The organism is Paenibacillus stellifer (assembly GCF_000758685.1).
In the GTDB taxonomy this organism is placed as follows: Bacteria; Bacillota; Bacilli; order Paenibacillales; family Paenibacillaceae; genus Paenibacillus_AQ; species Paenibacillus_AQ stellifer.
The window spans coordinates 3139149-3155365 of sequence record NZ_CP009286.1; the positions used below are offsets into that span (position 1 = coordinate 3139149).

Consider the following 16217-nt stretch of genomic DNA (forward strand, 5'->3'; position numbering starts at 1 on the left):
CAACCATCGAGCAATATAGCTCTCTTCTATATAAATGATATTGATTCTCATTATCTATGTCAACTTGAAAGATACTGAAAAATCGATATTTTCGGAAAACCTTTGTTTTTTCAGCAAAAAAACCGCCCCGGTGAACCCGGAACGGTCTTTGAGAACAAAGCAGATCTTACTAAGCTATTTATTTAAATGATAAGGCACTGTTGCGACGACAATATCTTTATGATTCATCAGATAAGTCCGGATAAACACACTTGTTTGATTATGCAGGACTGCCTGCCACCAGTGCTTCGTGATAAACTGCGGAATCAGAATCGTAATATGGTCCGTTGAGGCTGTCTTCCATTCGACCGTGTCGATAAATTTGACCAGCGGCCGTATAATGCTGCGGTAACGCGAGCGGAGCACGATCAGACGGACACCCGGGTTCCATTCCTCCCACTTCTGCTCCATCTTGCGGATCTCTTCCTCATCAAAGCCGACGTACAGCGCCACTACGTTATCGGTGAGCGACTTTGCATAGCTTAGCGAGTGAAGCACCGCGCGCGTCACGCCGGATACCGGAACGACGATCGTGCTGCCCTTGATTACCGGCTTCTCGGCATCAAGCTGAATCCGGAGCTGGTCTGCCGTATTCATATAATGCTTATGAATCCGGAAGAAGATCAGCATCACGATCGGCAGAAAGATGAAGGCTACCCACACATTCGAGAATTTCGTAATAATGAAGATCATCGTAATGGTCAGAGTTGTCAGCATCCCGATGGTGTTGACAATAAATTTCGTTCTCCACCCTGCAGGCTTCAGCTTATACCAGCGGATCATCATTCCGAGCTGGGACAGGGTGAACGGAATAAATACGCCAACTGCGTACAGCGGAATAAGATTGGTAGTCTCCCCGTGGAACGCTGCAACAAGAACCGCAGAGGCGACACCCAGAAAAATTATGCCGTTCGAGAATCCAAGCCGGTCACCGCGAACCATGAAGGCATGCGGCATGTATTTATCCTTGGCCAGCATGAACGACAGCAGCGGGAAAGCCGAGTACGCGGTGTTGGCCGCCAGGAACAGGATAGCCGCTGTAACCGCCTGAATCGCGTAGTAGAGGAAGCCGCGTCCGAAGGTCGATTCCGCGATCTGCGATACGACCGTCTCTTTCGCGTTGGGCGAAATGCCGAACCAGTAAGCGAGCAGCGTAATCCCCGTGAACATGAAACCGAGGATCAGACCCATCATCATCAGCGTCTTGGCCGCATTCTTCTCAGCCGGAGCCTTGAAGTTCGGAATGGCGTTCGATACCGCTTCAACACCGGTCAACGCCGAACACCCGGAGCTGAAGGCTTTTAGCAGCAGGAACAGGCTGACATTCGAAACGGCCGTCCCGATTTCGGGAACGTCGGCGTGTGCTCCACCGGTTGCGTACTTGATCACGCCTGTCACGATCAGAACGACGATAGACAGGACGAACAGATACACCGGAATCGCGATGAAGGAGGCCGACTCCGTCACGCCGCGAAGATTGATGATCGTCAGAATGATGATAACCGTCACGGCGATGGCTACGGCGTGGTCATGCAGGCTCGGATAAGCCGACGTGATCGCGTCCGTACCCGCCGAGGCGCTTACGGCAACCGTCAGGATGTAATCCACCAGAAGAGAACCGCCGGCCAGCAGTCCTGTTGAGACGCCCAGATTATCCTTGGCGACAATATACGCTCCCCCGCCCTGCGGGTAAGAGAAGATCGTCTGCCGGTACGACAAAATCAGAATCGCCAGCAATGCCAGAACAGCAAGAGCGATCGGCAGCGAATACCAGACCGCCGTGAAGCCGACTGTTACAAGCACGAGCAGTATTTGTTCCGTACCATAAGCGACGGATGAGAGTGCGTCGGAGGACAGAACGGCAAGTGCTTTCAGCTTGCTTAATTTCTCCTGTTCAAGCTCTGTTGACTTCCTTGGACGGCCGATCAACAGCCGTTTGACTCTGCTTACCATGTTGGATCCAGTTCCTCTCTTTGGTGAGTTGAAACGGTAATACCGTGCGCCGTTTTCAGTGGTTAATTTTCATAAATGGAGGCACAAAAATAAGCATACGGTAATGACCGCATGCTTAAGACATGATCATTATCCACTGTGGCTTACGAGGTTAGCTGGCGGATTCGGACTGTGGAAGCCCTACGGACCGAACATTTCGGTTCCGATTCACCCCTTGACCGGCTGGCGGTCATGTTGGTTCCCCCGTTTTTCCGTTATGGGAAAATTCAGCGCATATTCAACTTCTCACAAGGTCTAATATTAGTCGATAAACCCGGAGCAGTAAACAGTGAATAAGATGAAAATAAATTGAAAAACCGACTAAAAAGCGCAAATTTCCAGTAAGAAATCTTCTACTCTTTCATTCTCTTGTTTTATCCCTCAGGCTCTTGATTTTTCATTCTCCAAGGCTGTCTTCTTCAACTGACCGTTCTCTCCCGTTCCAGAGCAGCAGTCCGATCAGCACAAATGCCGTGAGCGCCAGAAGCGGAACCGTCACAAATCCGAACCAATTGAGATAGTCCTTGGTGCATGGGACGCCGATGCTGCAGGATGCAATACGTCCAAGAGCGGGTATTTTCTGTTCTGCGTAATGATAGGTCGAAATGCTCCCTCCAATTATGCACAAAGGCAAAATGTAGGGAATGATCTTCTTGTCGTTCCGGTAGGTCGCAATGCCGAGCAGCACGAACTGCGGGTACATGAAAATCCGCTGAAACCAGCACAGCTTGCAGGGTTCGTATTTAAGCACTTCGCTTAAGTAAAGACTGCCTGCTACCGCAACCAACGAGACAAACCAGGCAAGGTACAGACAGTGGCGTCTTACGAACTCCTTCATTTCGACTCTGCCGCCTTCGCCGCCGACTCGATTGCGTCTCCCACTTCGTTCAAAGCAAGGGCATTTCGGACCGCAGTCCCGTTGACAAACAGCGTCGGCGTGCTTGACACCCCATTGTCGGAGGCTGTCTTGTTATCGCGTGACAGTTCGTCGGCATAGGTGCGATTCTGGATATCAGTGCGAAGAAGTTCGTAATCGATATCGAGCTGCTCTTTTTGGGCCAACTCCACCAGCTTGTCCTCGGCAGCCCATCCTGAGTTCTCTTCTCCCTGGTTCTCGTACATCGCATCATAGAATTTCCAGAAGGCATCGCTGTTCTGATGATAGACCGACAGAGCGGCAAGAGAAGCTGTCTCGGAGTCGGGGCCGATAAACGACATATTGACGAAATACAGCGCCGCCTTGCCCGTATTGATATACTTGTCCATCAGTTCAGGCTTGACGCTATTCGTGAACTGAGCACAGGAGGGACATTGGAAATCGCCGAACTCCACAAGCTTGACCGGTGCGTCGGCCTGTCCAAGCCTTGGGAGAGTCGAATAGTCGAACTCGGCCGGCGTGGAGGCGGTGTTCTTGGTTTCTGAATCTTGGGAGGCTAAGGCAAACAGTCCGGCGAAAATCGCGATGACCAGAACCACTGAGGCGATCAGCAGTATTCGCGTTTTCTTTTTTTGGCGTTCCTGCTCCAGTCGCCGCCTCTCTTGTTGACTCTGGGCATTGGAAGGAGTGCTTCTTCTTCTCGGATTGCTCAATGTAAGTCTTTCCTTTCTGTCCCGTCGGACTTCATATTCAATAGATGATTTCTATTGGTAATAGTAAAAAGTATATAGTTCAGCTTATATCCTTGCAAATGGAAGGGAAAGGGAACTCAGCCTTCTTTCCTGTCCTGAGAGCGCCCGAACATGGACATGCACCTATTTCTGCCCTTTAAGGTTGTGATTATGCATTTTTTTCCCGGCAAAAAAAGAGCGCACGCCCATATAGGCGTCACGCTCTCCTTGCTTACGTCTGCTTCGGCTTACCAGGTTCCCTTCAAGCCCCCGCCTCTTCGGCCAGAGGCTCCGCCTTCAGCAGCCTAATGCGGGCAATCCGTTTGTTGTCGGTCTCCTCGACCACGAACAAATGATCATCATGCTGGTAGGACTGTCCCTTCTGCGGCGGATTCACTTCAAGTCTGGCATACAGCCAGCCCCCGATTGTATCGTAATCCTCCGTCTCCAGCAGCAGATCGAAACGGTTGTTCACCTCTTCGATCAGCAGCAGGCCGTCTAGGGAGTATTCATCTTCTCCCAGCTTCTCCACCTCAGGGCGTTCCTGGTCAAATTCGTCCTGGATCTCGCCGACGATTTCCTCCATGATGTCTTCCAGCGTAACCAGTCCCGAAGTACCGCCATATTCGTCAATAAGAATGGCGATCTGGGTCTTGGCTTTCTGCATCGTCTTCAGCAGGGCGCTGATCTGAATGGATTCGGGCACAGTCAGAATCGGCCGGATTAATTCCTGCAAATTCATCATATTCTCGCGAATCAGGTCTTTCATATGAATAAATCCGACAATATGGTCCTTGTCGCCGTCGAATACCGGATACCTCGTCCGCATACCCTCAAAGGCGACAGTGAGATTCTCCTGAACGGACAGATGACTGCTCAGGCAGATCATTTCCGTCCGCGGGATCATAATCTCTCTGGCCGTGGTGTCCGCAAATCCGAAGATATTGTCCACCAGAGCCATTTCGGTGTTATCGATCAGTCCGCTCTTGTTGCTCTCCTGCATAATAATCCGGATTTCCTCTTCCGTATGCGCGGTTCCCGTCTCGGAGACGGGCGTCAGTCTGAACAGCCTCAGCAGCCCGTGGGCCAAGCCGTTCACGATCCAGATCAGTGGATACATCAACCGGAAAAAGGCTGTCATAAGCCCCGCCGTCAACAGCAGGACGTTCTCCGCTTTGTTCACGGCAATGGTCTTGGGCGCGATCTCGCCGAGTACGATGTGCAGAATGGCGATCAGCAGGAACGCAAGGATTACGGAGCATACATGCACCGCCGTCTCCCCAAAGCCGAGCCCCGACAGAGCAGGAGTCAGCAAGGTAGCGATTACAGGCTCTCCGAGCCATCCAAGCGCCAGTGAGGACAGCGTAATGCCGACCTGGCAAGCTGATAGATATGAATCCAGGTTACGGATGATACGCCGCGCAGACAACGCTCTTGCGCTGCCTTCCTCGGCCAGGTTATCAATCCTTCCTCCCCGCGCCTTCACCATCGCATATTCGACAGAAACAAAGAATCCGTTTAACAGCACCAAAAGTAAAATCAGACATACTCTCAATAAACCGGGTAAACGGTCGCTCAAATTCTGTTCCTACCCGTCCACGTATTCAGGCAGGCGGGTAGGCCCACCTCCTTCGTTTGTTCAAAATGGTGACAACCGACAGTGCGATCGTTCCTTCCGCTACATATTTCCCAACGCATTCAGCTCCTTGCTTGATCCGGGTGTAATGAATTATTCATTATTATATAAATATATACCTCCTGACCGCAAGCATGCGCGTCCCTTCTGAAAATAGGGAACAGCCTGTCAATGCTGCCTCCAGAGGCATAAATGAGTTCAAATCGCGGATTATGGTGAAAAAAACTGCAATACAGTTCCCTGATTCTCCGATACCTCAACTACCGCTTGCGCCCCGTTAATAAGTGTCATTTGAGGGGGAACATGGCCGCAATCGATATCATAAAGGACAGGCAATTTCAATTCCTCAGCCAGTTCCGCGTAGACATCTTCAGCTGAATATCCATCGACAGATTGATTGGCGGAGCTGCGCCCGAACAGAAGGCCCGAGCAATGATCGAACCAGCCCGCCAGCTTCATATGAACAAGCGTCCGGCGCAAATCGGCGGTATTTAGCTCGCAGTTCTCCAAAAACCAAATAATCGGCTCGCCGTGAATGTAATTCTTCTGGAATTCACCGACATTTCCGTAAGGCGTGCCGATCAGATGTCTGATCACATCGATGCATCCGCCTAACAAACGGCCCTTAATATTCACTTTGGAGCCGGAAACAATCTTCCATGAAGTCGATTCCGTCAAATGAAAAATACATGCCGAAGGCTCGTCACGGCTCCACTCCCGCTGATACTTCTCCGAGGAATGCTGCAGGACGGATTTTCCCATCCGGGTGGACAGCACCTCCTTCCACTTGGCTGTGGTCGGGTCCGAGAACTCGCCTCTAAGGTCAACCAGATTCGTGCCATGTGCAGTCGCAATACCTGTACACAAGGTAACCGCAAGCAGCAGGAGACTGATATCCGAATAACCCAAAATCCATTTTTCCTTAAAATGATCAAAATCCAGAAATTCCAAAATCTCAATCAGCAGTTCTCCGCCCCAGGGCGGGAACACCATATCCACATGCTCACCTGTCATCATCTCGTTGAACTCGGCTGCGCGAACGTGTGCAGGAGCTGATTTCGCCTTATTCTGGGTCCAGATGGTCTCTCCGAATTCCATCCTATACCCTTGCTCCTTCAAGCGGTTGCCCGCCTGCTTAAGCCGATCGTGATATTCCGCTTTCACACCGTAGGACGGAGCCGTCACTCCGATGGTAATCCCTTCTTTCAAATGCGGGTAACGGATCATACGAAGCCCCCTATTCTGGTATTACCTCCGTGATTTGGTTAATTGTACCGAATTATCCGAAGTGCAACAAGTGTTCATCCGATGTGTAAAAAAAACGGCACCCTCCATAATATTGGAGAAATGCCGTTCGGATATTATGTGCTTCACGCTTTGAATTAACGGTATCCGCGGGATGCAGGCGGATTGCCGACCACGCCGGGGTATTGATAAACAAGCGGCTGATCGAAGGTAGCGTAATCCAGGTTGACCATGAGCAGGATCGTACGCACTCCGGTTGTCGGATCGCTGATTATAATATGGTCGCGTCCTGCCGCTTCCAGCACGCCTTTGAAGATTTTGGCGTTCCATTCACTGTTATTCTCATAGGTCATGTAGAAAGTTCCGACTTTGCCTAGATTCAGCCGGAGTATGTTCTCGATGTAAGATTGCTCGAAGGCGGGCTGCGCGGTGCTGACCACCGTTCCTCCAGGGGTCATCATGCCTCCGCTGGCAACCTGAGACGGGTTGCTGGGCGCCGGCACTCCGGTTCCTGTTCCGCTGCTCATGCTTCCGATCGTGTAAGTCACGGGACGATAGGGTTGTGTCAACATGAAATTCGATTCCTCCTTAAGTAGGGTTGTCAATAAACGTTGGGACAATCTTCTTGAGTCGGCCTAAAGAAGCAGTGGGCCTTGAAGCGGCCGGTATTTTCCTGGTTATACCAGGTTGCAGGGCATTCGCCCGCAGGACGAAAGAACCAAAGGGCATTGGTAGCAGGCCGGGTCCGTTCTCCGCCGATCGCGCGCCGGGCCAGCCGGATATCCCTTTCTCTCGCTCTCTGATAGAAATAGCCCTTGGTCGGCGCTTCAAAGCCTCCCGGACTCTGGAACACCATGTCATTAATGGAGCGGATATTGCGGAAATCCAGACAGTTCGAGAGAATCCGGTTAACCCCTACATTGCCGACCATCAGCATGCCAGGGTCCCCATCCTCCTCCGCCTCCGCCCGCATCAGCCGGGCCAGAATTTTCTCGTCCTCCGAATTTGTTTTAATGACGGCCACAAGCGTTCCTCCTTCAAGTACCTCCGTAAGCGAATTATTCTGAGAAACGGCTTCCCAAGGAGTTCCGCAATCATATCTGATCCGCTTCAACTCGTAAGAGCGCCGCCGCTTCTGCACGATGTATTGTATGTGCAATCGCCTAAGTGGTGCATGAAAATTTCAATCGGGAACGTAAATCATCTTGCGTGTCATCCCGCCATCAATGACTAGCTGCGCCCCGGTCACGAACCGGTTATCCGGATCAGCCAGATACAGACAAGCCTTGGCAATATCCTCAGGTACGCCTACCCGCCCCGCCGGATGCTGATCATGGTCGGATTCGCGCAGCGTGCTGTAATCGCCTGTCTCAATCCAGCCCGGCAGGATGCAGTTCACCGTAATGCCGTCCCTGCCCAGCGTAACCGCCATCGCATGGGTAAGCGCTGAAATGGCGCCTTTTGACGCTGCGTAAGCCTCTGTATCCGGTTCCGACATCAAGGCGCGTGTGGAAGAGATGTTGATGATCGTCCCGCCGTCCGGATTGTCCCGCATCACCTTGGCCGCTTCCCGGGATGTCAGGAAACAGCCGCGGGCATTCGTGTTCATCACTTTGTCCCATTCATCCGCACCAAGCTCATAGAAGCTCGCGGTATGCGGGTTGGCGATTCCGGCATTGTTGATCAGAACATCGATGTTCCCATATGCGGAGACGGTCTTCTGCACCATCGCGGCAATCTCTTCCTCACGGCTCACATCACAGGAGACGAACATTGCAATTCCTCCTATCTCCGTGATCTCGCTTACGGTCTTCTCGCCTTCCTCCCGGTTCACCTCGGCTATGACGACCTGGGCGCCTTTCTCCGCGAATGCTTTGGCAATCCCCCGTCCTATTCCCCTGCCGGCTCCGGTTACGATTACCGTCTTGTCTCTAAAAGTCATGGTCTCATCACTCCTGCCCGAATACTAGTCTGCAAAACTAATATATCCCCTGAATCCGCATTACGGAAACAGAGGATAGAATTTGTTAGCGCCCTTCCAACCTTGAATAATGGGGCTCTCGGGTAAAACCGAGATAGCGGGTTCCCTGATAGGTCAGAGTGCCCCAGTCGCGTTCCGCACTTACTCCATATTCTCCCCCTTTTACCCTGAGCTCCATCCGTTCACCATTCTCCAGCTCGAACGTGATGTAGTAGAGTGTTGTGGTGCGTGCGGGGCTTCCCTCATCCTGCGGCTTCTGTCTGATCTCGCTCCGTTTGGCGACAATCCGGGCCGGGACGGTAAGCACGGGCATCCGGTTGTTGCGGCTCCAGGCCAGCAGCTCCCTTCCGGCCGCCAGAGCGCCTATAACCGCCACCACGACGAAAAAGATCGGCAACACCGTTCCGGCAAAATCAAACATCCATGATGAATCCGGACCCAAATTCACAGCTGATTCCCCCTCGCCCCGAAGTGATCGCCCAGACCGGGCTTCCCTACATTATATGCCAGGCTATAGCGGGAGAGACTTGGGGAAAGGCAACAAAAAAGACCGGCGTCTCCCAGTGGGAAATCGTCGGTCTTCAGATTAATAAGTTATTTTCTAGATTATGCATGTACCAGGTCCAGCAAACGTTTCGTCTCGTCTTCTTCCTGAGGAATCATACCGTTCTCTGTCCAGCAAGCCATGCATTGTTCTTCAGTCTCACACAGGTAAGCATCTTCGCAGTTGTAGCACAGCTGAAGCAGGTTTTTCGTAACATAATCCGTTTCAAAAGTTGTCATGATAATCTCTCCTATCGATATGATGTATGACTTTGTGAAATTATGAACTTGTTTTCTATGTGTTAAATATATCACAATCTCTTAGGCACATGTGTGATTTTTTTCACATTCAATAGAAAATTTTAAATAATTTTTTTATTGCTAAAAAAGGAGATTCTTAAACAAAAAAACGATCTGCCCCGATCTCTGCCGGAACAAATCGCCTTTTATCATTACCGTGTATTATTCTCGATTCGAGCAATCACATCACATGCCAGCTGAGGCCGCCATCAGTCGTCTGCAGCAGAATCGAGCGCTTGTCCTCGCTTTTTTCAATCAGCAGCCAGCCTGTTTCCTCATCAATGAATTGCAGCTTCACGATCTCGGGGTATTCGGCGAGCTTCGATTTGAGGACGCTGCTGGTGGATAATGCTTTCCAGACCTTGCCTTGATCATCCGTCCGGTACAGCAGATTGCCGATCAGACGCCAGCCAGTGGTATTGTTCAAGAAAGTAGGCGGAATATCAGCGTTGGTACCTGTTTGAATCCCTAAATTGAACGAAACATATTTCCAGCTGCTGCCCCCGTCCGCGGTGAAATATCCGCCCCAAAATGTTCCGTCCTGCCCCTTCTTGCCGGCCGATACCGGAATCCAGCCGTTGTTGAAGCTGAAAAAATGTGGCGTTCCGGCGTTGATTTTTTCGTAATCCGTCAATTTCTTGATATCGGACGAGAACGACGTGTCTTTACGCCAGCCAGCCCCCCCATCGAATGAATGATACAGCTCAGGACCATCGGACCGATTCAGGATATTCAATCCGTGATTGAAATCGCGGAATACGAGTCCCCCGGTCTCTCCGGCCACCGGAAGTGCGGGATGCGGCGAATTGGGCATGTACTGGTCGTTCTGCATCACAGTCTTCCAGGTGGCACCGCCGTCTTCTGTCTTATAAAGAGCTTTGCTCTCATGCTCGTCTTCAGAGTCCCAGGTCGCCAATAACCAGCCTTTAAGTGCCGACACAAAGTAAATCGACCTGATGTCGCTCCCCTGGTTCAAGGAGGACACCTTCCAGGTCGCGCCCCCGTCTCGGGTCCGCAGCACCACAGTCTCCATCATGCCGAAAGACTGCCGGATAATCCAGCCGTTACTAGGATCGGTGAAGAATATATCTTTGCCGTACACAGGGTTCGAAGAGAACTGAACCGTGGATGACGGCGAAATGTTGCTCCAGGTCTTTCCGTTGTCGCGAGTCATGTAGAGCCTGAGGGAATTCCTGGTCACGCCCCAAGCCAGCCCTTCCGTACCGCTCATCAACTCGAAGTCGGTGAGCCGGGTCTGGATCTGGTATTTGGATGTTTTGGAGGAGTCAATGTTGGACGCATCCGGTGTAATCAGTGTGATCGTCTGCCCTTCCTCCGGCGAAGCGCTTGGCAATACCGGACTTGGAGACGGTTCCGGCTTCGGAGACGAACACGATGCCAGAATCAGCGCAGCCGGGATCAGAATAAATAGAGTTCTCAGTATCTTGTGGCGGGCACCTGCAGATGGCAATGTTCTCTCTCCTTTCGATTCGAATCGCAGCCGGGACCTTAGCTCCGGCGGCTGCGTTCTTGGTTCAGGCGGCTGTTGTGGTAGCCGTAGAGGCTGTAAATAAACAGGCCGGCGATCAGCCACACGAAGAAGCCGATCCAGGTTTCGTAGCCCAGATTAATCATTAAATAGGCGCATGCGGCCGCGCTGAGCAGCGGAATCACGGGAACCCAAGGCACCGTGAAGCCTCTCTTCAAGTGTGGCTGGGTTTTGCGGAGCACAATAACGCCGAGTGATACGACCAGAAATGCGAACAGCGTTCCGATGCTGGTCAGATTCGCCAGCCGGTCGAGCGGAATGAATCCGGTCAGCAGGGCAATAATGCCGCCCACCATCCATGTGCTGCGGACAGGCGTTTGCGTCTTCGGACTGACGACCGACAGACTCTTTGGCAGCAGTCCGTCGCGAGAAATCGCGAACAGCAGCCGGGTCTGGCCGAAGAGCATAACGAGGAGCACCGTCGTCATGCCCGCGATGGCGCCGATCGAGATGAAGCCGGCGATCATATCCTGGCCCACAAATCGCAGCGCAAAGGATACCGGGTCGCTGACATTCAGGCTCTGGTAAGGAACGATTCCTGTCAGCACAAGGGAAACGGCTATGTACAATATCGTGCATATCGCGAGCGATGATATGATTCCAATCGGCAGATCACGCTGAGGCCGCTTGACCTCCTCCGCAGCGGTCGACAGGGCATCGAAGCCGATGTAGGCGAAGAAGACGGTCGCTGCGCCGTTCATAATGCCGTGAAATCCGAAAGGCATAAATGGAGTCCAGTTCGTCGGCTTCACAAAGAAGATACCCGTAATAATGAATAAGAGCACGACCGCAAGCTTGATCAGAACCATTGCTTCATTAAAGCGGGCTGTTTCTTTGACTCCGCGCGTAAGCAGAAGAGTGATCAGCAGTATGATGAAAATAGCCGGGAGATTGACGAGTGTTCCCTCATCCGCATTATACGCTCCCGACAAAATAGTAGGCAAATGGATGTCGAAGCCATCAAGCAACCCCTGAAAATATCCGGACCAGCCGCTGGCGACCGCCGCCGCAGCCACGCCATATTCCAGCACAAGGTCCCAGCCGAGCACCCAGGCCAGAAGCTCTCCGAATGCCACATAGCTGTAGGCATAGGCACTCCCCGACACCGGAATGCTGGAAGCGAATTCCGAGTAGCAGAGAGCGGACAGGGCACAGGCCAGTCCGGCGATAATGAAGGAGAGTACAAGCGCCGGTCCGGCGTGCTCGGCGGCGGCTACACCCGTCATGACGAAAATGCCGGTCCCTATGATGGCGCCGACTCCAAGGGCGGTCAAATCGAGGGCGCCCAGTGTTTTGCTCAGCTTGCTGGCATCGGTATCGTGAGATATGGCAAGCGGTTTTTTACGAAAAACGTTCATGCTTAAAAATCTCTCCAGTCTTCATGCTAGTCGTATTATGGTGATGTCGTCAACAGTTTAAGTCCAAGCAGAGTAAAGATGGACCCGGCGACGATATTCGCAGCCTCGTTTACTCTTGGATTCTTAAGGAGCCTGCCGGCGGCGGCTCCGGCGAAATAAGCCAGCGCGCCAAAGATCAGAGCCGTCAGTACGATGAAGATCAGACCCAGAGTTATCATTTGCACAGGCACGTATCCGTAATCATAATGGACGAATTGCGGCAGAAAGGTCAGAAAGAAGATCGCCACCTTCGGGTTCAAAACGTTCATGGTCAGCCCCCTAATAAACAGAGACCGGTCATTCGCCGTTTGTTCTCCCTCTGCTGCTGTAATGGGCATCTTCCGGTACTTAATCGACTTTCTCGCCAGGTTAAACAAATACAAAGCTCCTGCGATTTTAAATACGGTGAACAATATAGGCGAAGTCTTGACCAGAACGGACAAACCTAGAGCTGCGGCCAAGGTATGAATAGTATTGCCCATCGCCAGGCCAAGCGCCGTAACGACTCCCGCTCTCTTGCCGTTGGTCATCCCCTGTGTCACCGCGAAGATCAGATCGGGACCGGGAATGAGGATCAGAATGACTGCCGCTAAGGCAAATAGTGCAAGTCCGGATAATGTGAACAAATTAAATTCGCCCCTTTCCTGAACACGGGTATAAGTTGTATGTAATATTGGGTAATGGATTAAATAACGGGTTCTTGAAAAGACTATCGAATGAGGCTATGATGGATAAGATTGGTCAAGAAAAATTCATAATTTCTAAGGAGATGGAACTATGGCCCCCCCATTCAAACCTAATCGAGTCGTTGTCATTGGCACAGGAGCCGTCGGCACAACTACAGCTTACACCCTGCTGCTGCGCAACCGGATGCCCGAATTGGTCTTGATCGATGTTAATCACCAGAAAGCGCTTGGCGAAGCGCTGGATATGAACCACGGCCTTCCGTTTGTCGGAGGCGTCAAGCTGTGGGCCGGCACCTATGAGGACTGCCGTGAAGCGGACATCATTATCGTTACGGCAGGCGCTTCACAGAAGCCGGGTGAAACCCGCATCGATCTGCTCCGCAAAAATATTTCGATCTTCCGGGATATTATCCAGAAGATTACCAAATATAATTCTCATGCGATTCTGCTGATCGCCACGAATCCGGTCGATATTCTGGCTTACGCCACGCTCAAGATCAGCGGCTTCGACCGCCGCCGGGTCATTGGCTCCGGCACCGTGCTCGACAGCGCGCGCTTCCGCTATCTGATCGGCAAATACAAGGAAATCGATCCCCGGAGCATCCATGGCTCCATCATTGGGGAGCATGGCGATTCCGAGGTGCCGGTATGGAGTCTGGCCAATGTCAGCGGTACCGACCTCGGCTTCGACGAAGACACACGCAAGGAAATTTACGAAGACACCAAAAATGCCGCCTACGAGATCATTAATGCCAAAGGCTCCACTTCCTATGCCATCGCGCTGGCGCTGGACCGGATTGTAGCGGCGATCCTCGGCAATGAAGGCGCCGTGCTGAATGTATCCACACTGCTGAACAACTACAACGGCGTGTCCGATATCTTCCTGGGCGCACCATGCGTTGTAGATCGTTCTGGCGTACGCGAGGTGCTGCCCCTGCCGATGAGCGACGAGGAGACCAAGCTGTTCCAGCAGTCTGCCGAGAAGCTCAAAGGTGAAATCTCAAAACTGGAGTTTTAGGAAATAGCCGCCCATCGGCTCCTAATCCCAATATTACCGCCCATAAAGAAAGCCGCCTGCTAAGTAGAAACGGGGCATCCTCCTTCTGGAGAACGGCATCCGTTTCTCGGAAAACATAGAAGACCAGCGAAGCAAACCGCAATACGGTCCTCTATGTTTTCGAAAAGCCTGCGGCTTTTTTTCATGGACATGACCGGGTTCAAATTTCTAATCGTTCTCTGGATTACAGTCATTAATTCTTGTCATAGCACGTAAATATGATGTCAATTATTGCATTAGCTCAAGCTGGAGGCGGGACATGGCTTCCTCCTTCTCCCTGTTCGTGATATGCGTGTATACCGTCGTCGTCTGGATGGAGGAGTGTCCGAGCAGCTCCTGAACCGTTCTCAGATCCGCGCCTTTTCTCAGCAGCATAGTCGCGAATGAATGCCGAAGCTTATGGCTGGAATAAGAACGGCGGCGGGCTGCCGGAAGTCCGTTCTGGAACCGGTCGAAGGTCTCGGAAGCAATGTTCTGTATGGTACGGATCGAGAGCCTGCGCCCTTTCTGGGAAATGAACATCGCGTCTTCCCGATTCCCGCGCCAAGGCTCAAGCCGCTCTGAAATGGCTTCCTCCAGATAGGAAGCGGCTGCCTCCGGAACGGGAACAGACCGCCATTTCCGGCCTTTGCCGAAGACATTGAGCGTCCGGCGTTCCGGATGGTAGTCACCAATATTGAGCGAGTGCACCTCGCCTACTCGAAGGCCCATATAAGCCATCAGCAGGAACACCGCCAAATTCCGGGTCTTGTACTTACCGCTTACATGTGCAAGGAAATGCCGAAGATCCTCCTCCTCCAGATAGACCGGCTCCCGATTTTTCTCGGTTCTCGATTTCTTGATGCCTGAGGCGGGGTTGGCCTGAAGCAGTTCCAACTCGTTCAGCGCCTTGAAGAAGCAGTTTACCGACGCATGCTTGCGGTTACGGGTCGAATCACTGACCCCGCTCTCGCGCATCCGGCTCAGGTACGAGATCACATGCAGCTTCTTGACCGAGCCGAGAGGCTTGCCTTGAAGGCCAGCCAGGAACTGCCGGACATCGTTTATATAGGATTTTTGAGTGTATGCCGTATAGCCGGCATCCTTCATCCAGATGACGAAGGCTTCCAGTTCTTCTTCGTATTCGGTCATCTCTTCCTGCAAGGCGCCCTCAACCTCCTGTTAAAACCGACGTTCTATTATAGCATAAAATCGGTCTGGCAGACCTATACGGATATCTTATCCTGACGCCAAAGACCGGCGTGCTTGCGGGTCGTCTCCAGGAACGCCTCCAGCGCGGGAGATCGCCATTTCTTATGGTGAAAAGCCATCTGCGTCGCTACGCGGTGGGTCGAGTCATCCCAGAGGAGCCTTGCGAGCCTGCCCTCTTCAAGCTCCTTCCGCACCGTAACGAGCGGCAGCAGCGACAATCCAAGCCCGGCCATGACGCACTGCTTGATCGCTTCAATGCTCCAGAATTCCAGCTTGGGGTCCGGATATACGCCGGATGCGTTCAAATACCGCTCGAAGAGCAGGCGGTAGGAGCAGCCTGTTTCGGTGTGCAGGATCGTCTCGTTGCGCAGATCATCCGGGCTGACCTGAATGCCATTCGAGAGTCTGTGACCGACTGGCGCAACAAGCGCCATTTCCTCATGAATGAGCGTCTCTACATGCAGGTCCTTGTCACTGAACTCCTCCTGAAGAAGGAATGACAAATCCATCTCCCCAGACCGGCTCATTTCCCGAAGTTCCCAGCACGAACCCGGCTTCAGGATGATCTCGACCTGCGGGAACTTGGAGCGGTACTCGCTGATGATGCCGGGCAGCCGGAACGCTGCCAGCGACTCCGGCGCTCCGATCCGCAGCAGGCCCGAGACAGCGCTGTGAGCGCGCAAATCCTCTTCGGCCATGCTGTGCATTCGCATTATTTGCCGTGCATAAGGAAGAAGCCGCCGTCCCGCATCGGTCAGAACGATCTTCTTCCCGATCCGGTCGAACAACGGCTGACCCAATTCCTGCTCCAGCGCCTGAATCTGGGCCGTGATGCTGGACTGGGCATAATCCAGCTTCTGCGCGGCGCGGGTGAAGCTTCCCGCCTCCACGACTTCAAGAAAGGTGAACAAATGTCTGGACTCCACTCTCTTCGCCTCCTGCTATCGGAAATTTGAATGGATATCATTCAAAGAATCTGTTTTTCTAATAGGA

The 16217-nt window shown here is 52.4% G+C and carries 16 protein-coding genes and 1 riboswitch; of the genes, 1 reads left to right on the forward strand and 15 read right to left on the reverse strand.

Annotated elements, in window-relative coordinates:
• Positions 1-174: 174 nt before the first annotated feature.
• The 13 genes from PSTEL_RS14490 to PSTEL_RS14545 form a co-directional block, all read right to left on the reverse strand.
• Positions 175-1992 carry an APC family permease gene (locus PSTEL_RS14490; protein ID WP_038696331.1) on the reverse strand — a complete coding sequence of 606 codons (1818 nt, stop codon included), beginning with the start codon at positions 1990-1992 and terminating at the stop codon, positions 175-177.
• Between the two features lie 125 nt (positions 1993-2117).
• Positions 2118-2274, reverse strand: a riboswitch (cyclic di-AMP (ydaO/yuaA leader).
• 154 nt (positions 2275-2428) lie between these two features.
• A complete protein-coding gene (locus PSTEL_RS14495) occupies positions 2429-2869 on the reverse strand; it encodes a disulfide oxidoreductase (RefSeq protein ID WP_038696333.1) in 441 nt (146 codons plus the stop codon).
• Positions 2866-3621, reverse strand: a complete 756-nt coding sequence (locus PSTEL_RS14500) for a DsbA family protein (protein ID WP_052098500.1) — start codon at positions 3619-3621, stop codon at positions 2866-2868. The genes PSTEL_RS14495 and PSTEL_RS14500 overlap by 4 nt, the downstream gene beginning before the upstream one ends.
• 280 nt (positions 3622-3901) lie before the next feature.
• Positions 3902-5218 (reverse strand): hemolysin family protein, encoded by a 1317-nt coding sequence (locus PSTEL_RS14505; protein ID WP_038696335.1) that lies wholly within the window; start codon positions 5216-5218, stop codon positions 3902-3904.
• 267 nt (positions 5219-5485) lie between these two features.
• The gene (locus PSTEL_RS14510) at positions 5486-6502 is read right to left on the reverse strand and encodes a S66 family peptidase (protein WP_038696337.1); all 1017 of its coding nucleotides are present in this window, start codon (positions 6500-6502) and stop codon (positions 5486-5488) included.
• Positions 6503-6657: 155 nt separating this feature from the next.
• A complete protein-coding gene (gene gerQ / locus PSTEL_RS14515) occupies positions 6658-7047 on the reverse strand; it encodes a spore coat protein GerQ (RefSeq protein ID WP_245625194.1) in 390 nt (129 codons plus the stop codon).
• Between the two features lie 74 nt (positions 7048-7121).
• A complete protein-coding gene (locus PSTEL_RS14520) occupies positions 7122-7544 on the reverse strand; it encodes a cell wall hydrolase (RefSeq protein WP_038696341.1) in 423 nt (140 codons plus the stop codon).
• A 159-nt stretch (positions 7545-7703) separates the two neighbouring features.
• Positions 7704-8462 carry an SDR family NAD(P)-dependent oxidoreductase gene (locus PSTEL_RS14525; protein ID WP_038696343.1) on the reverse strand — a complete coding sequence of 253 codons (759 nt, stop codon included), beginning with the start codon at positions 8460-8462 and terminating at the stop codon, positions 7704-7706.
• An 85-nt stretch (positions 8463-8547) separates the two neighbouring features.
• Entirely contained in the window at positions 8548-8949 is a 402-nt protein-coding gene (locus PSTEL_RS14530) for a DUF2500 domain-containing protein (protein ID WP_245624960.1), read from the reverse strand.
• 158 nt (positions 8950-9107) lie between these two features.
• Positions 9108-9284 carry a hypothetical protein gene (locus PSTEL_RS27960; protein WP_169744581.1) on the reverse strand — a complete coding sequence of 59 codons (177 nt, stop codon included), beginning with the start codon at positions 9282-9284 and terminating at the stop codon, positions 9108-9110.
• 241 nt (positions 9285-9525) lie between these two features.
• The gene (locus PSTEL_RS14535) at positions 9526-10815 is read right to left on the reverse strand and encodes a WD40/YVTN/BNR-like repeat-containing protein (RefSeq protein WP_038696345.1); all 1290 of its coding nucleotides are present in this window, start codon (positions 10813-10815) and stop codon (positions 9526-9528) included.
• Positions 10816-10853: 38 nt separating this feature from the next.
• Positions 10854-12251, reverse strand: a complete 1398-nt coding sequence (gene bcaP / locus PSTEL_RS14540; RefSeq protein ID WP_038696347.1) for a branched-chain amino acid transporter BcaP — start codon at positions 12249-12251, stop codon at positions 10854-10856.
• A gap of 35 nt (positions 12252-12286) precedes the next feature.
• Positions 12287-12916 carry a LysE family translocator gene (locus tag PSTEL_RS14545; RefSeq protein ID WP_038696349.1) on the reverse strand — a complete coding sequence of 210 codons (630 nt, stop codon included), beginning with the start codon at positions 12914-12916 and terminating at the stop codon, positions 12287-12289.
• A gap of 151 nt (positions 12917-13067) precedes the next feature.
• Between PSTEL_RS14545 and PSTEL_RS14550 the strand changes: the two genes are divergently transcribed.
• Positions 13068-13994, forward strand: coding sequence for an L-lactate dehydrogenase (locus PSTEL_RS14550; protein ID WP_038696351.1), 927 nt, complete (start codon positions 13068-13070; stop codon positions 13992-13994).
• A gap of 267 nt (positions 13995-14261) precedes the next feature.
• Here PSTEL_RS14550 and PSTEL_RS14555 read toward each other — a convergent pair whose 3' ends face one another.
• Together PSTEL_RS14555 and PSTEL_RS14560 are read right to left on the reverse strand one after the other, a co-directional pair.
• On the reverse strand, positions 14262-15164 hold the full coding sequence (locus PSTEL_RS14555; RefSeq protein WP_038700973.1) for a tyrosine-type recombinase/integrase: 903 nt from the start codon (positions 15162-15164) through the stop codon (positions 14262-14264).
• A gap of 74 nt (positions 15165-15238) precedes the next feature.
• On the reverse strand, positions 15239-16150 hold the full coding sequence (locus tag PSTEL_RS14560; RefSeq protein ID WP_038696353.1) for a LysR family transcriptional regulator: 912 nt from the start codon (positions 16148-16150) through the stop codon (positions 15239-15241).
• Positions 16151-16217: the final 67 nt, after the last annotated feature.